Genomic DNA, 25554 nt, shown 5'->3' with positions numbered 1-25554 from the left:
GGCACGACGGCGCGACGGCGCGCGAGATCAGGAGACAACCTTGGAATCCATCGTACGAAACTATCTGGAGCAGTTCGGCGTGCGCGAGGAGACGCGGCGCTTTCTCGAGCAGCCGCAGCGCATGCTGATCGGCGGGGCGTTCGTGGCGGGCGGCGCGGGCGAGATGCTCGACGTGGTCGAGCCCTCCACCGAAGGCGTCATCACGCAGATTCCGCTCGCCACGACCGGCGACCTCGATCGCGCGGTCGCTGCGGCGCGCGCGCAGTTCGACGGCGGCGCCTGGCGGCGTCTGAAGCCGCTCGAACGCGAGCGCCTGCTGCACCGCCTCGCCGATCTCATCGAGGCCCACGCCGACGAGCTCGCCGAGATCGAGTCCATCGACGTCGGCAAGTCGGTCGCGAATGCGCGCGACGTGGACATCCAGGGCACCATCGACACCTGGCGCTATTTCGCGGGCTGGGCTTCCAAGCTGCACGGCCGCACCGTCGAGCCTTCGCTGCCCGGCCACTATCTGGCCTATACGCGCAAGGAGCCGGTGGGCGTGGTCGGCATCATCGTGCCGTGGAATTTCCCGCTGCAAACCCTGGCGTGGAAGCTGGCCGCGGCGCTCGCGGTGGGCTGCACGGCGGTGATCAAGCCCGCGGAGCTGACTTCGCTCTCGACCTTGCGCTTCGCGCAACTCGTGCAGGAGGCCGGCATTCCCGATGGCGTGGTGAACGTGGTGACCGGGCGCGGCACCGTGATCGGCGCGGCAATGGCGCGCCATCCCGGCATCGACAAAGTGACGTTCACCGGCTCCACGGCGGTGGGGCGCGACGTCGGCAGCGCGGCGGTCGACGGCGTCAAGCGCGTCACGCTGGAGCTGGGCGGCAAGTCCCCGGTGCTCGTGCTCGACGACGCGGACATCGAGGCCGCCGCGCGCGCGGTGGCCAACGGCATGTTCTTCAACTCGGGGCAGGTGTGCGACGCGGGCAGCCGCCTCTACGTGCAGCGCGGCGTGCACGAGCGCTTTCTCGCCGCGCTGATCGACTACACGCGCACGCTCAAGATTGCGCCGGGCCTCGATCGCGATTGCTTCATCAGCCCGCTGGTTTCGGCGCAGCAAAAGGCCCGCGTGACGTCCTGGATCGAAACCGGCCGGCGCGAAGGAGCGGAACTGGTGTATGGCGGGCGCAACGTGGAAGGCTCGGGTTATTTCGTTCAGCCCACGATATTCGCGCATTGCCGACCGGACATGCGCATCGTGAAGGAAGAAATTTTCGGCCCCGTGCTCGTGAGCGCGCCGTTCGACGATGTGAACGAGGCGATTGCGCTCGCCAACGACACGCCCTATGGACTCGCCGCCGCGATCTATTCGCGCGATCTGAACCGCGCGCATGCGCTGGTGCCGAAGCTGCGCGCGGGCAGCGTCTACGTGAACGCGCACAGCATGATCGATCCGGCGATGCCGTTCGGCGGCTTCAAGGCGTCGGGCTTCGGCAAGGACCTCGGCGCCGAGCAGCTCGACTCGCTGATGGAGACGAAAGCCGTCTGGATCACGCTGAACGACGCGTAGGGCGGGGCCTCCCTCGCATCTTACCCAGGCTTATCTTTACGCAGCATCGTCCATTACGACATGGGGCACACGATGGAAGCACACGACAGAGTCGCAGCAACGATCGCAGCGCCAACGGCCGCCGCCGGCGAGCATGGCGCGATCGAGGGTCATTCGATCGATTTCATTCCGGAAACCGAGCGCACCGACCGGCTATCGCGCCAGGGACCGTTCTGGTTTCTCGGCAACTTCACGTTCTTCACCATGACGATTGGCTTCGTGGGGCCGAGCGTCGGACTGAGCGCGCTATGGACAACGGTCGCCGGCACGCTGGGCATCATGTTCGGTACCTTGTTCATGGCGTTTCACGGCTCGCAGGGCCCGCATCTGGGCCTGCCGCAGATGATCCAGTCGCGCGCGCAGTTCGGCTATCGCGGCGTGGTGCTCGTGCTGCTCGCCACGCTGTTCGTGTTCGCGGGCTTCAACATCGTGAACCTCGTGCTGATGATGCAGGGACTCAAGGCGCTGTTCGGCTGGGATCCGCTCAAGGTGGCGCTCGTCGTCACCGTGCCTGCGGCAATTCTGGCGATTCTTGGGCACGACTGGATGCATCGCAGCTTCAAATGGGCGCTGTATCTCTCGCTGCCGCTGTATGGCCTCGTCACCCTGGCGGTGCTCATGCACTGGGTGCCCGATCTGCCGCTGCCGGCAGCGCTGCCCGGCACGCCGCCGCCCGCGCCGCTCGGCTTCACCTTGACCGGCTTCATCACGCAGTTTGCCGCCGCCGCGAGCTACAACATCGCCTATGCGCCCTATGTGTCCGACTATTCGCGCTATCTGCCGAAGAACACGCCGAGCGGCCGGCTGATCGCCGCGGTGTTCCTCGGAGCGTCGCTCTCGGGGGCGTGGATGATCGCGGTGGGCGGCTGGCTCGGCGACCACCTGCACGCCACCGACGTGCTGGTGGCGCTCAACCAGGTGGGCAGCGATCTGTCGCCGCGCCTCGGCAGCGTGGTGGTGGCGATCACGATCGTGGCGTTCCTTCCCGTGATCGCGATGAACATTTACAGCGCGAAACTCACGGCGATCACGGGCCTCGATTCGTTCAGGAAGATCGAGCCTACGCCCCGGGTGCGCGTACTGGCGATTCTCTTTGTCGTGGTGCTGCAGCTCGGGGTCGCACTCAGCATCTATACGTCGGGCAAGGGGCTCGCGGTCCTGAACATCTATCTCGTCGTGATGCTTTACTTCCTCGTGCCGTGGACGGCCGTCAACCTCACCGACTACTTCTTCGTGCGCAAGGGCCGCTACGCGATCCCGCACTTCTTCCTGCCGCAGGACAACATCTACGGCATGTGGGGCGCGCGCGGCCTGATGTCGTATGCCATTGGCTTCGCCGCAATGGTCCCGTTCTTCTGCATCTTCGACGGCGCCAACGAAGTCTATGTCGGCCCGTTCGCGCGAGCGATGGGAAGCGTGGACCTCGCGTGGCTGGTCGGTCTGTTCGTCTCGGGCATCGCGTACTACGTGCTGAGCCGCTCGCTCGATCTGCGCCGCGAGGACGCGCTGATCTCGCATATCGAAAAGACCATGCCTCAGTACACCACGGGCGAGCAGCGCTTCTGAGCGCGATATCGTCAGGATAACGAATCAGGAATTCATCATGGAAAGCCGGGAATACGACTACATCATCGTGGGTGCGGGATCGGCGGGCTGCGTGCTGGCCAACCGCCTCACCGAGAATCCGTCCGTGAGCGTACTGGTGCTCGAATACGGCGGCAGCGACCGCAGCATCATCATCCAGATGCCGAGCGCGTTTTCGATGCCGATGAACACGCGCAAGTTCAACTGGAAATACCAGACCGCGCCGGAGCCGCATCTGAACGGACGCCAACTGCACTGTCCGCGCGGCAAGGTGCTGGGCGGATCGTCGTCGATCAACGGCCTTGTCTATATTCGCGGCCATGCGTACGACTTCGACGAATGGGAGGAACTGGGCGCGCGCGGCTGGGGCTACCGCAACTGCCTGCCGTACTTTCGCCGCGCCGAGAATTACAAGTTCGGCGGCGACCAGTATCGCGGCTCGAGCGGGCCGCTCTCCACCAACAACGGCAATAACATGAAAAATCCGTTGTACGGCGCATGGATCGAAGCGGGCGTGCAGGCGGGCTACATCCATACCGACGACTGCAACGGACACATGCAGGAAGGCTTCGGCGCGATGCACATGACGGTGAAGGACGGCGTGCGCTGGTCCACCGCCAACGCCTATCTGCGCCCGGCCATGAGCCGTCCCAACCTGCACGTGGTCACGAATGCGATGACGCGGCAGGTGATCGTCGAGGGCAAGCGCGCGGTCGGCGTGGTCTACGACCGGGGCGGCGTCACGCACACGGCGCGCTGCCGCGCCGAAGTGCTGATTTCATCGGGGCCGATCGGCTCGCCGCATCTGCTGCAGCGATCGGGCATCGGGCCTGCCGACGCATTGCGCGCGGCGGGCGTGGAGGTCAGGCACGCTCTGCCAGGCGTTGGCATGAATCTGCAGGACCATGCCGAGATCTACATCCAGTACGGCTGCAAGGAGCCCGTCACGCTCAACGGCCAGATGGACCCGTGGCACAAGTTCCTGATCGGCTTGCGCTGGCTGCTGTTCAAGGATGGTCTCGGCGCCAGCAACCATTTCGAGGCCGGCGGTTTCATCCGCTCCGAGGCGGGGCTGCGCTGGCCCGATATTCAGTTCCACTTTTTGCCTGCCGCGATGCGCTACGACGGCGACAAGCCGTTCAAGGGGCACGGCTTCATGGTGCTCACCGGGCCGAACAAGCCCAGGAGCCGGGGGCATGTGCGGCTCACGTCGGGCGACCCGTACGCGCACCCCGAGATCCGCTTCAATTATCTGGACCGCGAAGAGGACCGCGAGGGCTTCCGGCGCTGCGTGCGGCTCACGCGCGAGATCATCGGGCAGCCAGCGATGGACCGTTTCCGCGATGTCGAGCTCGCGCCCGGCCCCGACGTGCAAACCGACGACGAAATCGATGCCTTCGTGCGGGCGAATCTGGAAAGCACGATGCATCCGTGCGGCTCATGCCGGATGGGCGAGGACGACATGGCCGTGGTCGACTCCGAGTTGCGTGTGCGCGGCATGACGGGCTTGCGCGTGATCGACTCCTCGGTATTCCCGACCGAGCCCAACGGCAACCTCAACGCGCCGACCATCATGCTCGCGGAGCGCGCCTCCGATCTCGTGCGTGGCAAGCCGATGCTGCCGCCGTCGAATGCCGAGGTGGGGCTCGCCGAAGGCTGGGAGACCCGGCAGCGTACGCGTGCGCCCAAGCGGCAACTGTATCGTGCCGAGTACAGCGATACGCGGTCTTAAACCTGAACGAACGGCAAATGAACCGCGAACCCAGCGATCGAGGCAAGGCGGCCGTGTTCCAGGCGAACGGCGGACGACCTTGTATCGATCCCGGCTTCTGCGGCTCCAGCGCGGTTCCGTCGCCGTTCCGCAATAACCCTCACTCCACCACGAAAATGGAGGAGCCCGTGGTTTTTCTTGCTTCGAGGTCCCGATGTGCCTGCACCGCGTCCTGCAACGCATAGCGCTGGTTGATCTCGATGCGGATGCGTCCGGCAGCCACGTGGCTGAATAGCTCGTCGACCAGTTCCGCCTTTTCGGCGGGATCGGCGATGTAGTCGGCGAGTCCGGGGCGAGTCAGGTACACCGAGCCCTTGCGCGCGAGAATTTGCGGATCGAATGGCGGGATCTTGCCCGATGCGGTGCCGACGCAGACCATCAGGCCGCGGCGTTTGAGCGAGTCGAGCGAGGACATGAAGGTGTCCTTGCCGACGCTGTCGAAGACCACCGACACGCCAGCTCCGCCAGTCAATTCCCGCACGCGTTTGGCCACATCTTCATGGCTGTAGTTGATCGTGTGATCGCAGCCGTGGGCGCGCGCGACCTCGGCCTTGGCACTGGTGGACACGGTGCCGATCACCGTCAGCCCGAGCAGTTTGGCCCACTGCGAAACGATCAGGCCAACCCCGCCCGCGGCCGCGTGCAGCAGCACGGCGTCGCCCGCCTTGAAAGGGTAGATGCGGCGCACCAGGTAGGCAGCGGACAGGCCTCGCATCGTCATGGCCGCCGCCGCCTCGCAACTGATGGCATCCGGCAGCTTGATCAACAGTTCTGCGGAAATCAGCCGCTCCGTGCTGTACGCGCCCAGCGTGTTGATGAAGCCCGTGTAGCTCACGCGGTCGCCGACCGCGAAATCGGTCACGCCGGCGCCGATGGCCTCGACCACGCCGGCAGCCTCGTTGCCGAGGCCGGCAGGCAGCGGGACCACGTACGTACCGCCGCGAAAGTACGTATCGGCGAAATTCAGACCCACCGCCACGTGGCGGATGCGTACTTCGCCCGGCCCAGGCTCTCCCACGTCCACGTCTTCGAAACTCAGAACCTCAGGACCACCTGTTTCGTAGAACTTGACGACTTTTGCCATGCTTTCTCCTGTTCCATGGTTTCTTGAAGGCTTCAGTCCGGCTTGCGCAGGAAGCCCTGGTTGCCGCCGTTGCGATTGGGCGCGAAGCCGTTGGCCTGCAGCGTCTCCTCGGCCGTGTCGTAGAAAACGCCGATTTTCATGATCTCGCGTGCCTGTTTCGCGGTCGCGATGGGGCGGCCGAACTCGCCCGCAATACGCACCAGTTGCTTGATCTGCTCGACGGAGCTCATCTTGCCCGTGCGGGTCTGGTTCCAGAGCACGTCCTCGATGCCGCAGCGCACGTGAAGACCCAGGGCGATCCCGATCATGTTCACGGGCAGCACATTGAGCACCGAGCTTTCCACCGTGACCACCGCGCCATCGGGCACCGCACGCAGCATGTTGGCGAGGTTGAAGATGTTCGCCTGATCCATGCCGCCGCTGATCGCCACCCAGTTCATCACCAGCGGTCCTTTGTATACGCCGCGCCGGATCATCCGCTCGATGGTCTCAAAGCTGTTGATGTTGTAGACCTGAAACTCGCTCTGGATCCCGGCGGCCGACAAGCGCCGAACATGCTCCTCGGCCCAGCTGGGGTTCGAGGGAACGATCATGTCCTTGTAGGTGGCGTAAAGATTCGGGAAGCCCCGCGAAACGCCCCTGAAATCATCCATCCCGGCATGCTCCGTCACATTCATTTGTGTCGTGTTTACGGTCACCGTAACCTGGTCGGGCTTGGGATCGAGTTCGGCCAGCATGTGGCGGGTGTCGTCGCTGAGCCATTTGGCGGCTTGGCCTTCGGACTCGGGCGCGAAACTGATCGAGCCGCCCACCTGAATCACCATTTCCGGCACCCGCTCGCGCACTCCGGCGATCAGTTCATTGAACATGGACAGGCGCTTGCTGCCGCGGCCATCGGGTTCGCGCACGTGCAGATGCAGCACGGTGGCGCCCGCTTCATAGCAATCCACCGCCTTCTGGATCTGCTCCTCCATCGTGACAGGAATGTCCTCCGGAAAGTCCGAGGGAATCCAGCCCGGTGCATAGGGCGCGGCGGTGATGATCAAAGGCTGCTGGTTCTCGGGGTACAGGTGGCCGTCAAGAAAGTTCATGGTGATGGATCTCCGGATTGAGATGTGAGGTCGTCAGAACACGGGTGGCCCGCAGAACGGCTGCGACCGCTGCGAGGGCACTGTGGATCGGAGTGTATCCCCACCAAACAATAATGTCGACATAAATATTCAAAGGTAATTTGTTGCCGCAAGCCCATGTCTTGCGCAGTCTCTCGACCCGACTCGGTATAAACATTAATGTCGACATCAAAAAATATAGACGATGATCGCGCTGTCCGTATCCGGCCGGGTTTCCCCGGCCATCACAAAAGCAGAGGAGACTCAATGAAATTGAAGTGGGGCGGCGCAGCGGTACTCGCGGTATTCGCCAGTGCATCGCACGCGCAATCATCGGTCACGTTGTACGGCGCGATTGACTCGGGCTTCTTTTATCAAAGCACGGCTGCGTCGTCGTTCGCGCCGAACGCGCACAACAACGGGCATGTGTTCGGCATCAAGGACGGCAGCCTCTACGGAAGCTTCTGGGGCATCAAGGGGACCGAGGACGTCGGTGGCGGCTACAAGGTCAACTTCCGCATGCAGGGCGTGTTCAACAGCAGCAACGGCAAGCGTGGACTGGCCGACACGACCGGGGCCGCCGCGGTGTTCAACCAGCAGTCGACCGTGGGCGTCTCCGGGCCGTTCGGCACCTTCGACGCCGGGCGGCAGTACACGCCAATGATCTATGCAATGGCTGATACCGACGTTCGTGCTGCCGAGTACTTCGGCAGCATCCTGGGGGCCTGGCTCGGACTGAACCAGGCCGCCGGCTGGCCTGGCACGAACACGAACGTGCCGATCGGTGCGCTGTACGACAGCAATGCGCTGGTGTACCAGTCGCCGAAATTCCACGGCGCGTCGGCCGCGCTCGAGTACGCGCCGGGAGGCATGCCGGGCCAGATTCAGGGCGGCACGCGCGAATCCGCGGTGCTCAGGTATTCGAACTACGGTCTCAATCTGTCCGCCGTCTACTACAACGCCCACGACACGAACCTTGCGGCGGCCACGCCGACCGGGCTCGACAACAACCGCTTCTACTATTTCGGCGCGAAGTACACCTTCCGGGGAATCTCGGTATCGGCGTCATACGGCATCGGCAAGAATCCTTCGAACACGAAACGATCGGATTACGAAATGATATCCGGCGGCCTCGGCTATCAGTTCACGGCGTACTTCAGGGTGACGTCCGGGTTCTATTACTTGAAGGATCGCAACGACTCGGCGAACCACTCGAGTGAATTTGCAGTGGGCGCGGATTACAGCCTGTCCAAGCGGACGATCCTCTCCGCGCAGGTCGGATATGTCGCCAACCGCGGCGCCATGAACCAGACGATCATGTACGGCCAGCCCGTCGCACCGGGCGTATCGACCACGGCAGCAATGATTGGCCTGCGCCATAGCTTTTGATGACTCGATCACGAAACGGAGAACGACGATGAAGATGATGCACGGACTCAGGGCGGCGCTCGGTGTCGCGATTGCAATGGTGATGCCGCTGCAAATCCGGGTGGCCAGCCACGGCCCCTGAATCTTTCAATTTATGTCGACATAAATATATATTGCTGATATCTTGTTCAACAACAAGGACAGCAAAACTTCAGGGCTTCGCAGGGCAAGCCGCCACCGGTATAGGGACGGCGACCGTGGAGATGCTGCGGAAACCCCGCCAGATACAAGGAGACATCATTCATGATCAACGTAGAAAGATTGACGGCATGCATCGGCGCCGAGGTGGCCGGCGTGAGCCTCGGCGATGCATCCCGGGATGCATCGCTGTTTGCGGAAATCAAGGCGCTGCTGCTCAAGCACCGGGTCCTTTTTTTCCGCAACCAGGATCTCTCGCGGGAAGAGCATGTCGCGTTTGCGCGCAGGTTCGGCAAACTCGAGGATCATCCCGTTGCGGGAAGCGATCCGGAACACCCAGGGCTCGTGCGAATCTATCGCTCGGAAGCAAAGAACCCTTACGAGAACAATTACCACACCGACGGGCTTTGGCGTCCTAACCCTTCCATGGGGGCCGTGCTCCGCTGTGTCGAGTGCCCGGAAGTAGGCGGCGACACCATCTGGGTCAACATGGTCGAGGCCTATAAGCAACTGCCTGATGAAGTCAAAAAACGCATCGAGGGATTGAGAGCGAAAAGCAGCATTGAACACTCGTTCGGCGCGGCAATGGATCCCGAAGAGCGAAGGAAACTCGCGGCGCAGAATCCGGAGGTGGAACATCCTGTCGTGCGCACGCACCCGGAAACTGGCGAGAAGATCCTGTACGTCAGTAGCTTCACCACCCATTTTGTCAATTACCACACCGCCGAGAACGTGCGTTACGGTCTGGACAAGACACCAGGCGCGAGCCTTCTGTTGAATTATCTGCAAAGCCAGGCTTCGATTCCCGAGTATCAGGTGCGTTTCCGTTGGAAGCCGAATAGCGTTGCGGTGTGGGACAACCGGTCCACCCAGCACTACGCGGTCATGGATTACTGGCCGGCGCCTCGCAAAATGGAGCGGGCGGGCATCGAGGGCGATACGCCTTATTGAGCAATTTGCGTATTCCCAGGCCATGGCGCGAAACAAAACCCCAAACCTTCCCGATTTTTCCACGCTTCTCACGCCGAAAAATTCGCTGATGCTGGCCGTCGAGCGGGCCGTGCTGCGCGGGCAGGACGGCGTGTATGCCGCAGCGCCGATTGCGCAGCAGATCGCAGTCCGGCTGGCCGGGGTCATTACGCTGGACCTGGTGAAAGCGGGGCAGCGCTTGCTGGAGAACGATATCAGCGAGGTGCTGCAAGTCAGCCGCGCGCCCGTGCGCGAAGCGATGCGCATGCTCGAGCGGGACCGCTTGATCGAGTTTCAGGCCCGGCGCGGAGCCATCGTGACGGCACCCGACGAAAACGAGCTGCGGGATATTTTCCGCGTGCGCGGCGTGCTTTATCTCTCGATGCTCGAACAGGTGGCGCGCGAAAATCCGGCCGGGTTCGAGGCGTTGCTGGGCATGCATATGCCCAGATTAACCAGGGCAGCCGCGGAGTCGGCCGACGCGTACGCAGTAGAAAGCTTTCTTCTGAATTTCGCCACGGTGAGCTTGTGCGGAAACCGGCTTCTGGTCGATCTCCTGCATTCACTTTCATTGCGAATCCTGCGTTACGTCCGGCTGGGATTCGTGGCGGTGCCTCAGTCGATTCTCGCGTCGTTAAGGGACTGGAATGATCTGCACAGCGCTGCGCTCAAGCGGGACAACACACAACTGCTTTGTCTTGCGGCCTCGCGTCTGGACACTGCCAGGGACGCTGCAATACGCGCCATTGCCGGAGCGTCGGCTGAAAGCGGGTTTGCCGTGAGCGAAAGGCCGTGCGGCCCGCAACGTATGCACGTGCCTTTCAATTAATGCGGTCATAAATAATTCGCGACTGGAGGAGACAAAATTGACCCTTTATACAGTTAATTCAGTGACGGCCGAGTCAGGTTCGGTGAGCGGTGACGCCCGAGCCTACGCATGGGTGGTATTTGCATTGATGTTCTGCCTCTTGCTGTCCGACTACATGTCGCGGCAGGCGCTCAATGCCTTGTTTCCGATATTAAAAGTCCAGTGGCGGCTGTCCGACACCCAACTCGGTTCGATTAGCGGCGTGGTGCCGTTGGCGGTCGGCGTGCTGACCCTGCCGTTTTCGCTGATTGCGGACCGCTGGGGGCGTGCCAGGAGCATCGCCCTGATGGCTGCACTCTGGAGTCTGGCCACGCTCGGATGTGCGATTGCGAGCAGCTACCACGAAATGCTCGTCGCGCGCATTTTCGTCGGTGTCGGCGAAGCGGCGTACGGAAGTGTCGGACTCGCCATGCTCATGAGCATCTTTCCGGGGAATCTGCGCTCGACCATCGCCGGCGGCTTTACGTCTGCCGCTGCTTTTGGGTCGGTGCTCGGCGTTTCGGTTTCCGGCATCATTGCGGCCCGCATTGGCTGGCGTTATTCAATGGCGCTTATGGCGATTTTCGGTTTTGCGCTGGTGACTATTTACTTCCTTGTCGTGACGGAAAAAAGACTCGCCCATGCGCATCCAGTCGAGGCGAAAGCAATGCCGCTGCATGAACCTGTGAAGCTGACGCCCCGAACGCTGTTTGCCGGCCTGTTTCCGTCGCGCTCGGTTTTTTGTGCGTACCTCGGCAGTGCGCTGCAGATCTTCATTCAAGGGACGCTTTTCGTGTGGCTGCCCAGCTACCTGAATCGCTACTGGGGCATGCCCGTCAGCAAGGCAGCCGTGGTGGCGGCCGGCCTTGTCCTTGTCAGCGGCCTGGGACAGTTTCTGTGCGGCGTGGTGACCGACCGGATCAGCGGCGAGTCTTCGCTCAAGCGCTGGAACATGGCGGTTGCCTATTGCCTCATGCTGGGCCTCCTGCTGGCAATCGCGTTCCGCTTGCCGCCGGGCAATCTGCAACTCGCGCTCCTCGCACCCGCGGTGTTGTTTCTCGCCAGTTCGTTCGGCACCTGCAGCGCGATCATTGCAGGCGCGACACCGCCGGCAATCCATGGCTCGGCATTCGCGACGCTCACGCTTTTCAACAATATTCTCGGTCTCGCCGCGGGTCCGTTCGTCACCGGCGTGGTAGCGGATGCGGTGGGGCTTCAAGGCGCATTGCGCTGGCTTCCGGTCGCGGCCGCGCTGCCGCTCGCGGTGTACCTCGTTGGCCGGCGGTGCCATATCGCTGAAGCACGACGCGGGTAAGCGTCGCGTACCTCATCAATCCCGGGAGACAAGCATGAACGTGATACCCAACGACTCCGAGGCCGGCGCGGCCAGCGAAAACAGCGGCTACCTGACGAGCAGCCGGCAGGTCTGGTTTGCCTTTGCGATGACCTTCGCGCTCATGTTCTTCGATTTTATCGACCGGCAGGTGATCGTTTCGCTCTTTCCTCATATCAAGAGCGAATGGCATCTGAGCGACAAACAGCTGGGCTCGCTGGTCTCGGTCGTCTCGATCGTGGTGGGCGCGGGGGGATTGCCGGTCGCGCTGGTGGCGGACCGCATGGGCCGTGTGAAGAGCATCGTCGTGATGGCCGTCACCTGGAGTCTGGCTACGATCTCATGCATGTTCACGGCCAACTATAGCCAGTTGTTCATGGCGCGCGCAGTGGTTGGGCTGGGTGAAACAGGCTATGGTTCGGTGGGCGTCGCCCTGATCTCGACGCTCTTTCCCAAGTCCTCGCGCAGCGCCGCGCTCGGCGCCTTCTATGCTGCGCCATCGCTGGGTTCGGTGCTGGGCGTGGTGCTGGGCGGGATGATCGCGGCCAGGTGGGGCTGGAAAGCCGCCTTCGGGGTGGTCGGTGTGCCGGGGCTCGTGCTGGCATTGTTTTATCTGCTCGTACGCGACTACAAGACGGTCGCGCTAACGCCGGACTCCAACCCGGCCAATCAGTCGCTCGGGCTGACGCTCAAGCGCATCTTCGGGGCGCTGGCGCGCACGCACACGCTGCTGTGGGTGTGCGCGGGCGCGTCGGCTCAACTGATCACCGTATCGGCCATGTGGTCGTGGCTGCCCAGCTATCTGAACCGCTTTCACGGCATGACGCCGGAAGCCGCGGGCAAGGCGGCGGCGGTGGTGGTATTGGTCGGCGCGCTCAGCTGCACGCTCTGGGGCTTCGTGGTGGGGCGCCTGACACGTCGCCAACCGCGCAACAAGCTGCCCGCGCTCTCCGCGCTCTGCCTCGTCACCTCGGTGATTTTCGTGGCGGCGTTCGGCGGTACTTACGCGGCGGCTATTCAGTTCAAGCTGATCGTCGTTGGCGGCTTTTTCATGAACTGTACCGTCGGCGTGGTTGCAGGTGTCGCCATGGACGTCGTTCACCCAGGCGTGCGCTCGACGGGTGCCGCGGTGCTTTCCCTGTTTCAGAACGTGTTTGGTCTGGCCGTGGGGCCCGTTCTCGCGGGCGCCTTATCGGACCGCTGGGGATTGCAGCACGCGCTCACCGTCATTCCGCTGTGCAGCGTATTGGCCGCGATCTTTTTCGTCATCGCAATGCGCAGCTACGACACCGACGCGGCGAGGATCTCCGATGTTCAACCGGATGCGGCGCCGGCCCTCGCCGATACCCTGAGCACCGGCACTGCGGCCTGAGTGCAGGCTGAGTGCAGGATATGGCTCAAGGGAGCCGCTTATTGCGCAGGGGCGGTTTTCCCTTTGGCGGACGGGGTTTTCGCAGCACGCGTGCTGCGACCGTCGGCGGGCTTTGCGGCAATCGCACTAACCGCTGCATCTCTTGCCTCGTCCAGGCGCGAGGCGGCGAGACTCAGCAGCAACTCGCTGTCTCGCTTGATAGCGGCCTTCTGAAGCGCGCGCCAGACTTTCAGGGAGGCGCGCATCGATTGAGGCGCCGCCACCAGTCCCAGCCGGACGTAACGGAACGTGCGCAACGAGATGGAGTGCAGGATATCGACCAGCAGCCGGTTGCGGCACAGACTGATGGTGGCGAAATTCAACTGGAAGCTTTCCACTGCGTAGGCGTCCACCGATTCGTCGGCCGCCTTGGCCAGCCTCGGCACATATTCGGTCAATAATGCCTCGAGCTCCGAGGGATTCTCGCGCGCCACCTGTTCGAGCATCGTGACGTAAAGTACGCTGCGCACACGGAAAATATCCCGCAGCTCGTTTTCGTCGGGTGCCGTCACGATCGCTCCGCGCCGGGCCTGAAACTCAACCAGGCGATCCCGCTCGAGTATGCGCAGCGCTTCGCGCACGGGCGCGCGGCTCACGTGCAGCACTTCGCTGATATCCGCTTCCAGCAGGCGTTGCCCGGATTTCACCAGATCGAGCGTAATGACCCCGGCCAGCCGGGCAGCAATCTGCTCGGCAATTGGCACCGATGCGGCCGCCCAGTCCTGCCCGCGCAGCACAGCTCGCTCGACGGCCAGCATCAGTGAATTCTTTGGCGTAAGAAGTGCAGAAAGATCGGGCAGATTTTGCGTTTTATTTCGGGCCATGGCGCAAAGCGGAAACGATATTCATCGAATTTACCGTCTGGCATTATAGTCGGCGGCATAGTAGTGTCGACAAAAATTTCCCGCGATCCCTTCCGGATGCGCCCGGCAAGCTCGACGCACGCACTTCGCCACCTCGATCGATTAGCGCCGCCAGCCGTTACGGGCGATGCGCGTTGTGCGAGCACCTCGACGACGCGTTCAACGGGCGAGGGCGGTCCTATCGCAACATGAACGACATCGCCGAGAGCGAGTTGAGCATCCGCACCGCGGACTGCATGCTCTCGGCGCTAAAGCGCAGTGCGCTGGCCTCGGTGCGCTGCAGCTGCGGCCATTGACAGAACAGGTCGGCCAACGCCGGCGTTTGCGTCGTCAGCTCGCACTCGATTGGGCCCGCGACCGTGAACGGCCGCAAGTCCGCGATGTTCGCGACGGCCGCCTTCGCGGCCTCGCGGATCAAGGTGCAGGCGCGTTCCGGCGCGAGACTCAGGCACACGCCGTTGCCCAGGGCGCGCTTGGTCTGCACGCCGATCGAGCCGGGAAACGCGGAGTCCGTCTCCGCCAGGAATACGTCGTCGCCGCAGCGCAGCGCCACCGGCACGCCGAACTCGCCGGCCAGCGCACCATATAGATGCGCCTCGCCGAACGGCTGGCCGTTCACGGATACGTTTCGGAATGCAAAGCTATTGATCGTGTGTGCGAGCACGCCCTGGGTTTGCGCGCGCGAATGATAGCCGACCATGTAGACGGCGTCGCAACCGAGATCCACGCCGGTCATCATGCTCAGATAGCGCGGCTTGCCGGTAATGGTTTGCGCGCGGGCATCGAGCCGGTCCAGCAGCAGGTTGCGAAAGCTGCCGTGCGAGTCGTTGACGAATACCTGCGTCGCGCCGCCCTCGAAGGCGCCGCGGATGGCGGCGTTCGCTTCTTCGGTCATCCACGCGCGCGCCCGTTCGTATTCGGGGTTGCCGCTGTGCGTTTGCTCGGCGTGCGTGACACCCGCCACGCCTTCGATATCGGTGGAAATCAGAATCTTCAAGGCTCAGTTCTCGCTGGAGTTCATGTCGGCGAGGCGGCGCCAGTCGGGCACGGCCTCCGTTATCGAGCGGCGGTAGTGGCCATCGCGTCCCGTCACCGAAGCGGCGCGCCACATGGCATGCACGATGGCCTGCTCCACGGCCTCGGCGCACGCCTCGAACAGCGCGTCCAGCTGCGTTTCGTGGAGCATGCTCAGCGCCGGCATCGGCGTGTCCGGTAGATGCGGAATCTGGTAGGCCGAGCTGAAGGCCAGCGCGATGTCGCCGCTGCCGTGGCCGTAGACCGAGCCCGTGCGGGCAAGCCCGGCGGCGCTGCGCTTCGCCACGCGAGCAAGCTGGCGCACGTCGAGCGGCGCATCGGTGGCGAGGATCATGATGATCGAGCCTTTCTCCGGCCCGCCGCGATCGTCGTCGGTCTCGTTCTCGATGGCGGCGAGCTTGCGGCCCAGCGGCTGACCGGCAATGGTGAGGGTTTCCAGGCGGCCGAAGTTGGCGAGCACGAGTGCGCCGAGGACGAACTCGCGCCCATCGGCAAGCGTGGCGATGCGCGACGCCGAGCCTATGCCTCCCTTGTAGCCGAAGCAGCTCATGCCGCGCCCCGCGCCCACCGAGCCTTGCGCAAACTCCGGCGCGGCAGTGTCGCAGGCTTGTGCGTAGTGCTCCGCGCCGACCGCCATCGCCTGAATGTCGTTGAGGTAGCCGTCGTTGCACTCGAACACGAGCGGGTTCAACGTCGGCCAGCTGCGGCCGATCTCGCGATGGCGGCTCACGGCGGCGCGAATTTGCGCGGCGGCCAGCGTACCGACGGAGAACGTGTTGGTCAGCGCAATGGGCGTTTCGAGCACGCCGAGCTCATCCAGCTGCATGAGCCCGACGCTCTTGCCGAAGCCGTTGATGATCGCGGCAGCGGCTGGCGTCTTGTGAAGGAAGACGTCGCGCTCGTGCGGCACGACCACCGTCACGCCGGTCTGATGCGCGCCGTCCTGGAGTGTCGCGTGGCCCACGCGCACGCCGGCTACGTCGCCGATCGAATCGCGCGGCCCCGAAGGAAGCACGCCCACTCGCGGCGCGTCGCCGGAGCAGGGGGAGGGAAAGCCAGCCGCGTGGGCCGGCGGTTGTTGTACGGACATGGGTGGGTTGTGCCGATGACTCGCGCCGGAGCCAGCGGGAATCATCGATCGAGTTTGGGGTCGAGCGCGTCGCGCAGGCCGTCGCCGAGCAGGTTGAACGCAAGCACGGTCATGAAGATCGCGAGCGCCGGAAAAATCGCCACGTGCGGCGCGAGCATCATGTCCGCGCGCGCGTCGTTGAGCATCGCCCCCCACTCGGGCGTGGGCGGCTGCGCGCCCATGCCGAGAAACGAGAGGCTGGCCGCCGTGATGATCGACGTGCCGATGCGCATGGTGCCGTACACCACGATCGGCGAGATCGTGCCGGGCAGGATGTGGCGAAAGAGGATGACCCAGTCGGACGCGCCCACGCTGCGCATGGCCTCGATATAGGTCATGTGCTTGATCGACAGCGTGCTCGCGCGCACGAGCCGCGCGAAGGCGGGCACGCTGAACACCGCCACGGCGATGATCACGTTGGCCATGCTGGAGCCCAGCACGGCCACCACGCCGATGGCGAGCAGGATCCCGGGGAAGGCGAGCAGCACGTCGCAAATGCGCATGGCGATGCGGTCCCACCAGCCCTCGTAGTAGCCGGCCAGCAGACCCATGACGGTGCCCGCCACCGCGCCGAGCGCGACCGACACGAAGCCCGCCGCGAGCGAGATGCGCGAGCCCATGATGATGCGGCTCAGCTCGTCGCGCCCGAGCGCGTCCACTCCCATCCAGTGGTCCCACGAGGGCGTCGCGTTCAGCGCATCGTAGTCGAAGTAGTTCTCCGGATCGAACGGCACGATCCAGGGCGCGAGAATCGCAATGGCGAGCAGCAGCAGCACGAAAGCGCCCGCAACGAGGGCGAGCTTCTGCTTGCGGAACTTGCGCCAGAATTCGCGCGAAGGAGTGCGCACGCGGCCAGCCGGCACGGCGGTCGCGGCAAGCGCCGGGGTTTGGACTTGACTCATGTTCGCATCCTTTACTTGTAATGGATGGCCGGATTGATGAGTCCGTACAGCACATCCACCACGATATTGATCACGATGAATTCGATCGAGAAGAGCAAAATCAGCCCTTGAATCACGGGGTAATCGCGCATGTTCACGGAGTCGACCAGCAGGCTGCCCATGCCCGGCCAGGCAAACACCGATTCGACGACGATCGAGCCGCCGAGCAGAAAGCCGAACTGCAGCCCCATCATCGTGACGACGGGAATCAGCGCGTTGCGGAAGGTGTGCTTGACGACCACGATGCGCTCGGAGAGCCCCTTGGCCCGCGCGGTGCGCACGTAGTCTTCTTTCATCACCTCGACGAACGCGGCCCGCGTGAAGCGCGCCATGACGGCCGCCACGCCGGCGCCGAGCGTGATCGAGGGCAGGATGTAGTTGCGCCAGGAGCCCGCGCCGATGGAGGGCAGCCAGCCGAGTTGTACCGAGAAGATCTGCATCAGCACCATGCCGAGCGCGAAAGCCGGAAAAGAAATGCCGGACACCGCGAGCGTCATGCCGATCGCGTCTGGCGCGCGATTGCGCCAGACCGCCGAGATCACGCCGATCACGAGTCCAACCAGCACGGACCACACCATGCTGGTCAGCGTGAGCACGAAAGTGGGCATGAAGCGCTCGGCGATTTCGCGCGACACTGGACGCCGCGTGCGCAGCGATTCGCCGAGATCGCCATGCACCATGTTGTCGAAATAGCGCACGAACTGCTCGGGCAGCGGCAGGTCCAGGCCAAGCTGGTGGCGCACGAGGGTCACGGTTGCTTCGTCCGCTTCCGCGCCGGCTGCGAGACGCGCAGGGTCGCCGGGCAGCACGTGGACGAACAGGAAAACGGCGATCGTGACGAGCACCAGAGTGGGGATGGCGCCCAGGGTCCGTTTGACGATATAGGCAAGCATGGCAAGATCGGATGGGCGAAGCGCAGGCGGCCTGAGCCGCCGGCGCTTCGCGACAGGGGAGGCGAGCGGCTTACTGCTTCAGATCGATGTCGCCGTAATTGAACGAGCCGTCGGGCATCACATAGAAGCCGCTCAGGTTCTTGTTCTCCACGGACAGGTTGCGCTGGGTGGTCAGGAACACCCACGGCGCGTCCTTCCAGACGCGCTGCTGCGCGTCCGCGTAGAGCTGCTGGCGCCTGCCGGCGTCGGTCGTCAGCAATGCATCGGCCACGTCCTTGTCGACGGCCGGGTTGGAGTAGTAGGCCGTGTTGTAGAAAACGGGCGGCCACGCATTGGTCGTGAGGAGCGGACGCAGTGCCCAGTCGGCCTCGCCCGTCGATGCCGACCAGGCGCCGTAGTACATGCGCACGGGCGCCGTTTTCGCGTCCTTCACCTGCTGCACGCGCTGCACGCGCTGGCCCGACTCCAGCATCTCGATCGACGTCTTGATGCCGACCTGCGCGAGCTGTTGCTGCAGGAACTGCACGACCTTGGCGGAGGTGCCGTCGTTATAGCCCGACCACAGCGTCGTGGTGAAGCCGTCCGGGTAGCCCGCTTCTTTCAGCAAGGCGCGCGCCTTGGCGGGGTCGTAGGGCCACGGCGCCATCTTGTCGGCGAACGCCACGCCTTGCGGCACCACGCCCTGCGAGGGGAACGCATATCCGGCGAAGGCCACCTTCGAGAGTGCGTCCTTGTTGATTGCATAGTTGATGGCCTGGCGCACGCGAGCATCGTTGAACGGCTTTTGCTGCACGTTCATCGACACGTAGTTCGCAAAGATCGACGGATTGACGATCAGATTGAGCTTCGCGTTCGCCTTCAGGATCGGGGCCTGCTCATACGGAACCGGAAAGGCGAACTGCGCCTCGCCCGTTTGCACGACCACCGCACGCGTATTGTTGTCGGTCACCGTGCGGAAGGTGAGCGCATCGACCTTCGGGTAGCCCTGGCGCCAGTAGCCGGCGAACTTCCTGACCTTCAGATATTCGGCAGGCTTCCACTCGACGAACTCGAACGGGCCCGTGCCCACCGGGTGGAAAGCGATGTCCTTGCCCCACTTCTTGAGCGCGGCCGGTGAGATCATCATCGCCGAAGGATGCGCGAGTGCGTTGATGAGCGCCGAGAACGGCTCGGTCAGCGTGATCTTGACGGTGTACGGGTCCACCACGTCCACCGACTTGATGCGGTTGAACTGGTTATAGCGCGCGAGCCCGTTGGACTTGTTGAGCACACGCTCCAGGTTGACCTTGACCGCTTCGGCGTTGAAGTCGGTGCCATCCTGGAACTTCACGCCCTGGCGCAGCTTGAAGGTATACACGAGCCCGTCGGGGCTGGTGGTGCAGCTTTGCGCGAGCAGCGGCTGAGCCTTGAGATCCTTGTCGAATGCGAACAGCCCTTCGTAGTAGGCCTTGCCCACCGCCTGGGCGAGCGTCGAGTTGGTGTTGTAGGGGTCCAGCGAATCGATGGTGATCGGCACGGCGATCGTCACGTCCTTCGCAGCCATCGCCAGCGGCGCCGTGAAAACACCGAAGGCCAGCGCGACGGCCCCGACCCATTGTTTCGTGCGAAAGGTTCGCATCTTTTTTGCTCCTCGTAACGGGATGGTGTATCAAAACTGCGCGGCAATCGCGTGCTGCGCGACATAGTGGTTCTCGCTGACCCGCTTGAGCGGTGCGACGACAGGCTCGTCGCCCACCTTGCGGATGGGGCTCGGAATCTCGCCCGACGACAGCTTGCGGTCGAGACGGCGCCGGCGCGGGTCCGCGATCGGTACGGCGCTCATCAGCCGCTTTGTGTAGGCATGCTGAGGATTTTCGAAGATGTCGCGGCGCGAGCCGATTTCGACGATCTGCCCCAGGTACATGACGGCCACGCGGTGGCTGATGCGCTCGACCACGGCCATGTCGTGCGAGATGAAGAGCAGCGCCATGCCCATTTCGCGTTGCAGATCGATCAGCAGGTTCACGATCTGCGCCTGGATCGACACGTCGAGCGCCGAAACCGATTCGTCGGCGATCACGACTTTCGGACGGGTGGCGAGCGCGCGCGCGATGCAGATGCGTTGGCGCTGGCCGCCCGAGAACTCGTGCGGATAGCGCTGTGCCGAATCCGCGGGCAGGCCCACGCGTTCGAGCAGATAGCGCATGCGCTTTTCGGCCTCGTCGCCCGGGTACACGCCGTGGATGCGCATGGGCTCCATGATCGAGTAGCCGACGCTCAGGCGCGGATCCAGCGAGGCAAGCGGGTCCTGAAAGACGAACTGGATATTGCGGCGCAGGTTGCGCAGTTGCGTGCCGCGCAGGCCGCTGATTTCCTGCCCCTCGAAGACGATGCGGCCCGCCTGGCTTTGCACGAGCTGGAGCAGCGAGCGGCCCGTGGTGGACTTGCCGCAACCCGACTCGCCAACCAGCGAGAGCGTTTCGCCGCGATACAGATCGAAGCTGACCTTTTCCACAGCATGCACGCGGCGCGTCACCCGGCTGAACACGCCGGTGCGGATATCGAAGCGCGTGGTCAGGTCGCGCACGCTCAGAATCGGCCCGGCGGTTTTGGCGGCGCTGGGCGCTGCGGCCGCTTCGGGGGCCGCTTCGGGGGCCACTTCGGGGCCCACCTCGGCGGCCACGGTAGCCGGCTGCGCCGTCTTGGTCACAGGATTGCCGCTGTCGACCAGGGTGAAGCGCGCGGGTTGGTCCGTGCCGCGCATCGAGCCAAGGCGCGGCACGGCAGCCAGCAGGGCGCGCGTGTAGGGGTGCGCGGGCTGGTCGAACACTTGCTGCACGTCGCCCGCTTCCACGGGTTCGCCCCGCAGCATCACGAGCACGCGGTCGGCCATCTCGGCCACGACGCCCATGTCGTGCGTGATGAACATCACGCCCATGTTCATCTCGCGCTGCAATTCGCGAATCAGCTGGAGAATCTGCGCCTGCACCGTCACGTCGAGCGCCGTGGTGGGCTCGTCGGCGATCAGCAGCGCAGGCTTGCAGGCCAGCGCCATGGCGATCATCACGCGCTGGCGCATGCCGCCCGACAACTGATGCGGGAAGCGCCCGAGCACGTTGCCCGCGTCGGGAATGCGCACCTGGTCGAGCATGCGCAGGGCCTCGGCGCGCGCCTCGCGGCCGGAGAGGCCCTGATGCAGGCGGATCGACTCGGCAACCTGCTCGCCAACCGGAAACACCGGGTTCAGCGACGTCATCGGCTCCTGGAAGATCATCGCGAGGTCGGCGCCGCGCAGCGAGCGCATCTGCTGCGCCGGGCATTGCGCGAGATCGACGAGCTGGCCGTTGCGACGGCGCAGCGCCATCTGGCCGCCCGTGATGCAGCCGCCGCCGTATTCCACGAGCCGCATGAGCGCAAGCGACGTGACCGACTTTCCCGAGCCCGACTCGCCGACGATGGCGAGCGTCTCGCCGCTATCGACATGGAAGGAAAGATGCTTGACCGCGCGGACCGTGCGTTCGGATCCCCGGAACTCGACGTTCAATTCGTTGACCTGAACGACACGGTTGCGCGGCATGTCCGCGAATGGGGCGACTGTGTGACTCATCGTAGGGCTTCTGCCGGAAAGCTGGGGACGGTGGAAAGTCGGCGTTCGATTTATGCGTAGATCGCGACGACGGGGGCCTGCCCGGCGCGGATGAAGCCGCGATACATGCCCTCGGTGTTGAAGGGCATGGCGACATTGCCCTGTGCATCGACAGCGACGAGGCCGCCGCGTCCGTCGATTTGCGGGAGTTTTTCGTGCACCACCGTATGCGCCGCTTCTTCGAGCGAGGCGCCCGCGTACTCCATGCGCGCCGAGATGTCGTGCGCCACGACCATGCGGATGAACATTTCGCCGGTGCCGGTAGTGGAAACCGCGCAGGTGCGGTTGTTCGCATAGCAGCCCGCGCCGATGATGGGCGAGTCGCCCACGCGGCCGGGCTGCTTGTTGGTCATGCCGCCGGTCGAGGTGGCGGCGGCCAGATTGCCGTGCGCGTCGAGCGCCACGGCGCCCACTGTGCCAAGCTTGCGGTCTTCTTCGAGCGGCGCGTCCTTCTGGCGGTCCGCAGGGAACGAGAGCGGCACGTCGCCGCTTGCGCCGCTTGCGCCGCTCGTGCAGCCTGCGCCGTTCGCACCGGCGTCGTGATCGAGCGCGGTTTGGCCGTCCTCCGCGCGTTGCACGCGCTCGAGCTGTTCGCGGCGCAGCGGCGTCGAGAAGAAATCGGGCGCCACGCGCTCGAGTCCTTGAGCTTGGGCGAACGCCTCCGCGCCCTCGGCGACGAACATCACGTGCTGACTGCGTTCCATGACCGCGCGCGCGGCGAGCACCGGATTGCGCACGGTTTTCAGGCCCGCCACGGCACCGCTTTTGAGGTTGCGGCCGTCCATGATCGAGGCGTCGAGTTCATGCGTGGCGGCGCTCGTCAACACCGCGCCGTGACCGGCGTTAAAGAGCGGACACTCCTCGAGCAGCCGCACCGCTTCGGTCACCGCATCGAGCGCGCTGCCGCCTTGCTCCAGAATGCGCCCGGCATTCGTGAGGATCCCGGCCAGCGCCGTTTCGTAACTGGTGCGCACCTCGTCCGAGGCTTCGGCGCGCGCGATTGCGCCGGCGCCGCCATGAATCGCGAGTACCGCTTGTGCCGCCTGGGTCATGCTTTGTCGTCCCTATGAATGAGCCATGGCATGACCGATTCGGTCAGTTGAGCCACGTCCTTGAGTGAATCGGCGCAACGGTGCGCGACCGCCGCCGACAAGGCCTCGATCAGACCGAGCACGGCCGTTTCCGAGTTCGACAGGTACTGGCGTTCGCTGCGCGCGTACAGGCAGATGTCCGCGTGCGTGGCGAGCGGCGAGGTGGGCTTGTCGGTCAGCGCAAGCACGCTGATGCCGTTGGCGCGCACGGTTTTCACCAGCGCGACCGTGTCGGCCAGATAGCGCGGAAAGCAGATGGCGATGACGAGATCGCCCTTGCGCAGCCGCGATGCCTGGCGCGCCGTTTCCGATACGCCGCCGAGCGAGGCGAGGCTCTGGACCAGATCGCAGTGCACCGCGAGGTTGCGCTGCAGGAGGCCCGCGAGGTAGCCGCTCGAACCAAAACCGATGATGAAAATGCGTTGCGCCCCGATCACGGCCTGCACGGCTTTTTCGCACTGCTCAGCACTGAGCGACATGCGGGTGAGTTCGAAATTGCGCTGATCCTCGTACAGCGAGGCCGCAAAAATGTCCGCGGCCGACGCGGTTCGGGAACGCTCCAGCCGCAGACGCTCGACGGGCGCGAGCGCATCCTCGAACCCTTGCGCGAGCAGCGCCCGGAACTGCGGATAGCCCGGCAGGCCCAGCCGGCGCACGAAGCGGTTGGCCGTCGCGTTGGATACCTCGCACGCGCTCGCGAACTCGTCGATCGTCATGACGGCGACCTTGAACGGCTTGGCGAGCACGTAGTCGGCGAGGCGCCGGTGAGCGTCGCTCAAGGCCGGCAGCAACTCGGAAATTCGCTCGACGACGGAAAGGTCGGACTGGCTCATCGGCGGCAATGGATCGGTTGGGGGCTTGCGCATGTAAGTAAATTTTCGCCAGAATATATATATAGAAAATTGATTTTCATTAGGGGTAACCCTGGAGCAGCGCCGGAGACAAACGATGAATACCGCTCCCTTTTCACCCGGAGGCCATTGTCCCGCAACCGCGGCGCACCAAGGCCCGCGGTCAAGGCAAGTCCATCCGGTCGGCATACTCGGCGGCATGGGGCCTGCCGCCGGCGTCGATTTCGTCAGGCTTTTCCTGGAGGCGTGCGAAAGGCATCTGCGCGCGGCCGGTGCGCCTATCGTCGATCAGTCGTTTCCGGAGCACTGGCTCGTGCAGGTCCCGGTGGTGGACCGCAGCCGCGCCTTGCTGGAGCGCGACGCGCCGCAGCCGCTCGAAGGCATGGAGCGCGCAATCGCGCAACTGGCCGCCGTTGGTGCGCAAACGATCGCGATTGCCTGCAATACCGCGCATGCCTGGCACGCCGCGTTGCAGCGCGGCCGGGACGGCGTGGAACTGCTGCATATCGCCAAGGAGACGGCTGCGCATCTGCGAGCCGGAGGCGTCGACGCAGCGGTCTTGCTGGCTACCCAGGGCACTTACCGGATGCGGCTGTATCAGGACGCCTTCGATGAATGCGGTATCCAGTGCGTGCTGCCGCTGCCCGAGGAGCGGAAGACGCTGATGCAAGGGATCTACGAAGGTGTGAAAGCCGGCAGGCCCGACTTCGCACGTGAGCGCTTCGGCGCGGTGGCGGACGCGCTGCATCGGCGGCATAGTGCGCTGCCCCTCGTCATGGCCTGCACGGAAATCCCGCTCGCGCTGCCTTTCGTGGGGGAGGCGCGCGAGTGGACGCTGGTCGATCCGGCGGACGTGCTGGCGCGCGCGCTGGCGCGGCGCGCCTATGGAGCCGAAGGTTGAGAGGCGTTGGAGTGGTGCCGCCAATGATCAGGATACCGAAGTCAAGTGTGCAGCAAAACGCAATTTCCCTATCTCTACGAGGAGTTGAAGTGAAAAAACTTTCCGCAGCCTTGATCGTTGCCCTGTTCGCCACGTCGGCAACGGGTGTGCAGGCGAAAACCTGGGCGACCATCCGCTTCGGCGTTGACGCGAGCTATCCGCCATACGAATCGAAAGCGCCCGATGGCCAACTCGTTGGCTTCGACATCGATCTCGGCAACGAAATTTGCCACCATCTGCATGCAAAGTGCGTATGGGTCGAGCAGGATTTCGACAGCATGATTCCTGCGCTGAAGGCGCGCAAATTCGACGCCATTCTGTCCACGATGTCGAAAACTGCTGCACGAGAGCAACAGATCGCTTTCTCGACAAAAGTCGCTCATTCGCCTGATCGCATGGTCGCGAGAAAGGGGGCAACGATCCTGCCCACGCCAGAAGGCGTGAAGGGCAAGCGGATCGGCGTGGAGCAGGGCTCGATTCAGGAGACCTACGCGCGCGTGCACTGGGAGCCGGCTGGTGCGACGATCGTCCCTTACCAGAACCAGGATCTGGTTTATGCGGATCTGGTTTCGGGCCGGCTCGACGCGTCCGTGCAGGACCAGGTGCATGCCAATCTCGGTTTCCTCAACACTGCGCGCGGCAAGGACTTCGCGTTCGTCGGCACGACGCTCGACGACCCGAAGATTCTCGGCAACGGCACGGCCATTGGCATGCGCAAGGAAGATGCGGATCTGCGGGAGAAGGTCGATCAGGCGCTTGCCGACATGCACAAGGATGGCACGTACGACAAGGTTGCCCGGAAGTATTTCGATTTCGACATCTACGGGAAATAAGCCGCGGGTTTTCGATGTCCCGTTGCCGGCGTGACGTCTCGCAGGATTGGCGAGTCATCACGCCGGCGCGGCTCGCATGGCCGCG

At 64.0% G+C, this 25554-nt stretch carries 21 protein-coding genes; 10 read left to right on the top strand and 11 right to left on the bottom strand.

The window, feature by feature from the left end; all coding sequences use genetic code 11:
• The first annotated feature begins 40 nt into the window (after positions 1-40).
• The 3 genes from PWP93_RS22790 to betA all read left to right on the top strand — a co-directional run bounded on the left by PWP93_RS22790 (position 41) and on the right by betA (position 4910).
• Entirely contained in the window at positions 41-1555 is a 1515-nt protein-coding gene (locus tag PWP93_RS22790; RefSeq protein ID WP_421046050.1) for an aldehyde dehydrogenase family protein, read from the top strand.
• Between the two features lie 72 nt (positions 1556-1627).
• Entirely contained in the window at positions 1628-3160 is a 1533-nt protein-coding gene (locus tag PWP93_RS22785) for a purine-cytosine permease family protein (protein ID WP_421046049.1), read from the top strand.
• A 37-nt stretch (positions 3161-3197) separates the two neighbouring features.
• Positions 3198-4910, top strand: a complete 1713-nt coding sequence (gene betA, locus PWP93_RS22780; protein ID WP_421025416.1) for a choline dehydrogenase — start codon at positions 3198-3200, stop codon at positions 4908-4910.
• Positions 4911-5049: 139 nt separating this feature from the next.
• Here the strand turns inward: betA and PWP93_RS22775 are convergent, their stop codons facing one another.
• Together PWP93_RS22775 and PWP93_RS22770 are read right to left on the bottom strand one after the other, a co-directional pair.
• Positions 5050-6033 (bottom strand): quinone oxidoreductase family protein, encoded by a 984-nt coding sequence (locus PWP93_RS22775; protein WP_421046048.1) that lies wholly within the window; start codon positions 6031-6033, stop codon positions 5050-5052.
• Between the two features lie 32 nt (positions 6034-6065).
• Entirely contained in the window at positions 6066-7124 is a 1059-nt protein-coding gene (locus tag PWP93_RS22770) for a 3-keto-5-aminohexanoate cleavage protein (RefSeq protein WP_421046047.1), read from the bottom strand.
• A 285-nt stretch (positions 7125-7409) separates the two neighbouring features.
• Between PWP93_RS22770 and PWP93_RS22765 the strand changes: the two genes are divergently transcribed.
• From PWP93_RS22765 to PWP93_RS22745, 5 genes are all read left to right on the top strand, one after another.
• Positions 7410-8531 carry a porin gene (locus tag PWP93_RS22765; RefSeq protein WP_421046046.1) on the top strand — a complete coding sequence of 374 codons (1122 nt, stop codon included), beginning with the start codon at positions 7410-7412 and terminating at the stop codon, positions 8529-8531.
• A 282-nt stretch (positions 8532-8813) separates the two neighbouring features.
• Positions 8814-9659, top strand: a complete 846-nt coding sequence (locus PWP93_RS22760; RefSeq protein ID WP_421046045.1) for a TauD/TfdA dioxygenase family protein — start codon at positions 8814-8816, stop codon at positions 9657-9659.
• Positions 9660-9681: 22 nt separating this feature from the next.
• A complete protein-coding gene (locus PWP93_RS22755; protein ID WP_421025410.1) occupies positions 9682-10506 on the top strand; it encodes a GntR family transcriptional regulator in 825 nt (274 codons plus the stop codon).
• Between the two features lie 37 nt (positions 10507-10543).
• Positions 10544-11839 carry an MFS transporter gene (locus PWP93_RS22750; RefSeq protein WP_421046044.1) on the top strand — a complete coding sequence of 432 codons (1296 nt, stop codon included), beginning with the start codon at positions 10544-10546 and terminating at the stop codon, positions 11837-11839.
• Positions 11840-11873: 34 nt separating this feature from the next.
• Positions 11874-13229 carry an MFS transporter gene (locus PWP93_RS22745; protein WP_421046043.1) on the top strand — a complete coding sequence of 452 codons (1356 nt, stop codon included), beginning with the start codon at positions 11874-11876 and terminating at the stop codon, positions 13227-13229.
• 38 nt (positions 13230-13267) lie between these two features.
• Here the strand turns inward: PWP93_RS22745 and PWP93_RS22740 are convergent, their stop codons facing one another.
• From PWP93_RS22740 to PWP93_RS22700, 9 genes are all read right to left on the bottom strand, one after another.
• A complete protein-coding gene (locus PWP93_RS22740) occupies positions 13268-14092 on the bottom strand; it encodes a GntR family transcriptional regulator (RefSeq protein WP_421046042.1) in 825 nt (274 codons plus the stop codon).
• Positions 14093-14309: 217 nt separating this feature from the next.
• On the bottom strand, positions 14310-15128 hold the full coding sequence (locus PWP93_RS22735; RefSeq protein ID WP_421025406.1) for a M55 family metallopeptidase: 819 nt from the start codon (positions 15126-15128) through the stop codon (positions 14310-14312).
• A gap of 3 nt (positions 15129-15131) precedes the next feature.
• Positions 15132-16256: a P1 family peptidase gene (locus PWP93_RS22730; RefSeq protein ID WP_421046041.1), complete on the bottom strand. Its 1125-nt coding sequence runs from the start codon at positions 16254-16256 to the stop codon at positions 15132-15134.
• A 41-nt stretch (positions 16257-16297) separates the two neighbouring features.
• Complete coding sequence (gsiD, locus tag PWP93_RS22725) at positions 16298-17197, bottom strand: glutathione ABC transporter permease GsiD (RefSeq protein WP_421046040.1); 900 nt, start codon at positions 17195-17197, stop codon at positions 16298-16300.
• Positions 17198-17208: 11 nt separating this feature from the next.
• On the bottom strand, positions 17209-18129 hold the full coding sequence (gene gsiC, locus PWP93_RS22720; protein ID WP_421025403.1) for a glutathione ABC transporter permease GsiC: 921 nt from the start codon (positions 18127-18129) through the stop codon (positions 17209-17211).
• Between the two features lie 70 nt (positions 18130-18199).
• Positions 18200-19747, bottom strand: a complete 1548-nt coding sequence (gene gsiB, locus PWP93_RS22715) for a glutathione ABC transporter substrate-binding protein GsiB (RefSeq protein ID WP_421046039.1) — start codon at positions 19745-19747, stop codon at positions 18200-18202.
• Between the two features lie 30 nt (positions 19748-19777).
• Positions 19778-21715 carry a dipeptide ABC transporter ATP-binding protein gene (locus tag PWP93_RS22710; protein WP_421046038.1) on the bottom strand — a complete coding sequence of 646 codons (1938 nt, stop codon included), beginning with the start codon at positions 21713-21715 and terminating at the stop codon, positions 19778-19780.
• 50 nt (positions 21716-21765) lie between these two features.
• Entirely contained in the window at positions 21766-22806 is a 1041-nt protein-coding gene (locus PWP93_RS22705) for an isoaspartyl peptidase/L-asparaginase family protein (protein ID WP_421046037.1), read from the bottom strand.
• A complete protein-coding gene (locus PWP93_RS22700; RefSeq protein WP_421046036.1) occupies positions 22803-23678 on the bottom strand; it encodes a MurR/RpiR family transcriptional regulator in 876 nt (291 codons plus the stop codon). Before PWP93_RS22700 ends, PWP93_RS22705 begins: the two co-directional genes overlap by 4 nt.
• 205 nt (positions 23679-23883) lie before the next feature.
• On the opposite strand from PWP93_RS22700, the gene PWP93_RS22695 reads away from it, so the two are divergent.
• Positions 23884-24597, top strand: coding sequence for an aspartate/glutamate racemase family protein (locus PWP93_RS22695; protein WP_421046167.1), 714 nt, complete (start codon positions 23884-23886; stop codon positions 24595-24597).
• A gap of 89 nt (positions 24598-24686) precedes the next feature.
• Positions 24687-25469 carry an ABC transporter substrate-binding protein gene (locus tag PWP93_RS22690; protein WP_421046035.1) on the top strand — a complete coding sequence of 261 codons (783 nt, stop codon included), beginning with the start codon at positions 24687-24689 and terminating at the stop codon, positions 25467-25469.
• Positions 25470-25554 lie beyond the last annotated feature (85 nt).

Origin of the sequence: Paraburkholderia sp. A1RI-2L, from assembly GCF_048957375.1 — a bacterium.
Classification (GTDB): Bacteria; Pseudomonadota; Gammaproteobacteria; order Burkholderiales; family Burkholderiaceae; genus Paraburkholderia.
This window is presented reverse-complemented; position numbering and strand designations above follow the sequence as displayed.

Bases quoted from the DNA above. Each gene is read 5' to 3' on its own strand.
- PWP93_RS22785 (WP_421046049.1), top strand. From the start codon at position 1,628: ATGGAAGCACACGACAGAGTCGCAGCAACGATCGCAGCGCCAACGGCC.
- betA (WP_421025416.1), top strand. From the start codon at position 3,198: ATGGAAAGCCGGGAATACGACTACATCATCGTGGGTGCGGGATCGGCG.
- PWP93_RS22775 (WP_421046048.1), bottom strand. From the start codon at position 6,033: ATGGCAAAAGTCGTCAAGTTCTACGAAACAGGTGGTCCTGAGGTTCTG.
- PWP93_RS22770 (WP_421046047.1), bottom strand. From the start codon at position 7,124: ATGAACTTTCTTGACGGCCACCTGTACCCCGAGAACCAGCAGCCTTTG.
- PWP93_RS22765 (WP_421046046.1), top strand. From the start codon at position 7,410: ATGAAATTGAAGTGGGGCGGCGCAGCGGTACTCGCGGTATTCGCCAGT.
- PWP93_RS22760 (WP_421046045.1), top strand. From the start codon at position 8,814: ATGATCAACGTAGAAAGATTGACGGCATGCATCGGCGCCGAGGTGGCC.
- PWP93_RS22755 (WP_421025410.1), top strand. From the start codon at position 9,682: ATGGCGCGAAACAAAACCCCAAACCTTCCCGATTTTTCCACGCTTCTC.
- PWP93_RS22745 (WP_421046043.1), top strand. From the start codon at position 11,874: ATGAACGTGATACCCAACGACTCCGAGGCCGGCGCGGCCAGCGAAAAC.
- PWP93_RS22740 (WP_421046042.1), bottom strand. From the start codon at position 14,092: ATGGCCCGAAATAAAACGCAAAATCTGCCCGATCTTTCTGCACTTCTT.
- PWP93_RS22730 (WP_421046041.1), bottom strand. From the start codon at position 16,256: ATGTCCGTACAACAACCGCCGGCCCACGCGGCTGGCTTTCCCTCCCCC.
- gsiD (WP_421046040.1), bottom strand. From the start codon at position 17,197: ATGAGTCAAGTCCAAACCCCGGCGCTTGCCGCGACCGCCGTGCCGGCT.
- gsiC (WP_421025403.1), bottom strand. From the start codon at position 18,129: ATGCTTGCCTATATCGTCAAACGGACCCTGGGCGCCATCCCCACTCTG.
- gsiB (WP_421046039.1), bottom strand. From the start codon at position 19,747: ATGCGAACCTTTCGCACGAAACAATGGGTCGGGGCCGTCGCGCTGGCC.
- PWP93_RS22710 (WP_421046038.1), bottom strand. From the start codon at position 21,715: ATGAGTCACACAGTCGCCCCATTCGCGGACATGCCGCGCAACCGTGTC.
- PWP93_RS22705 (WP_421046037.1), bottom strand. From the start codon at position 22,806: ATGACCCAGGCGGCACAAGCGGTACTCGCGATTCATGGCGGCGCCGGC.
- PWP93_RS22700 (WP_421046036.1), bottom strand. From the start codon at position 23,678: ATGAGCCAGTCCGACCTTTCCGTCGTCGAGCGAATTTCCGAGTTGCTG.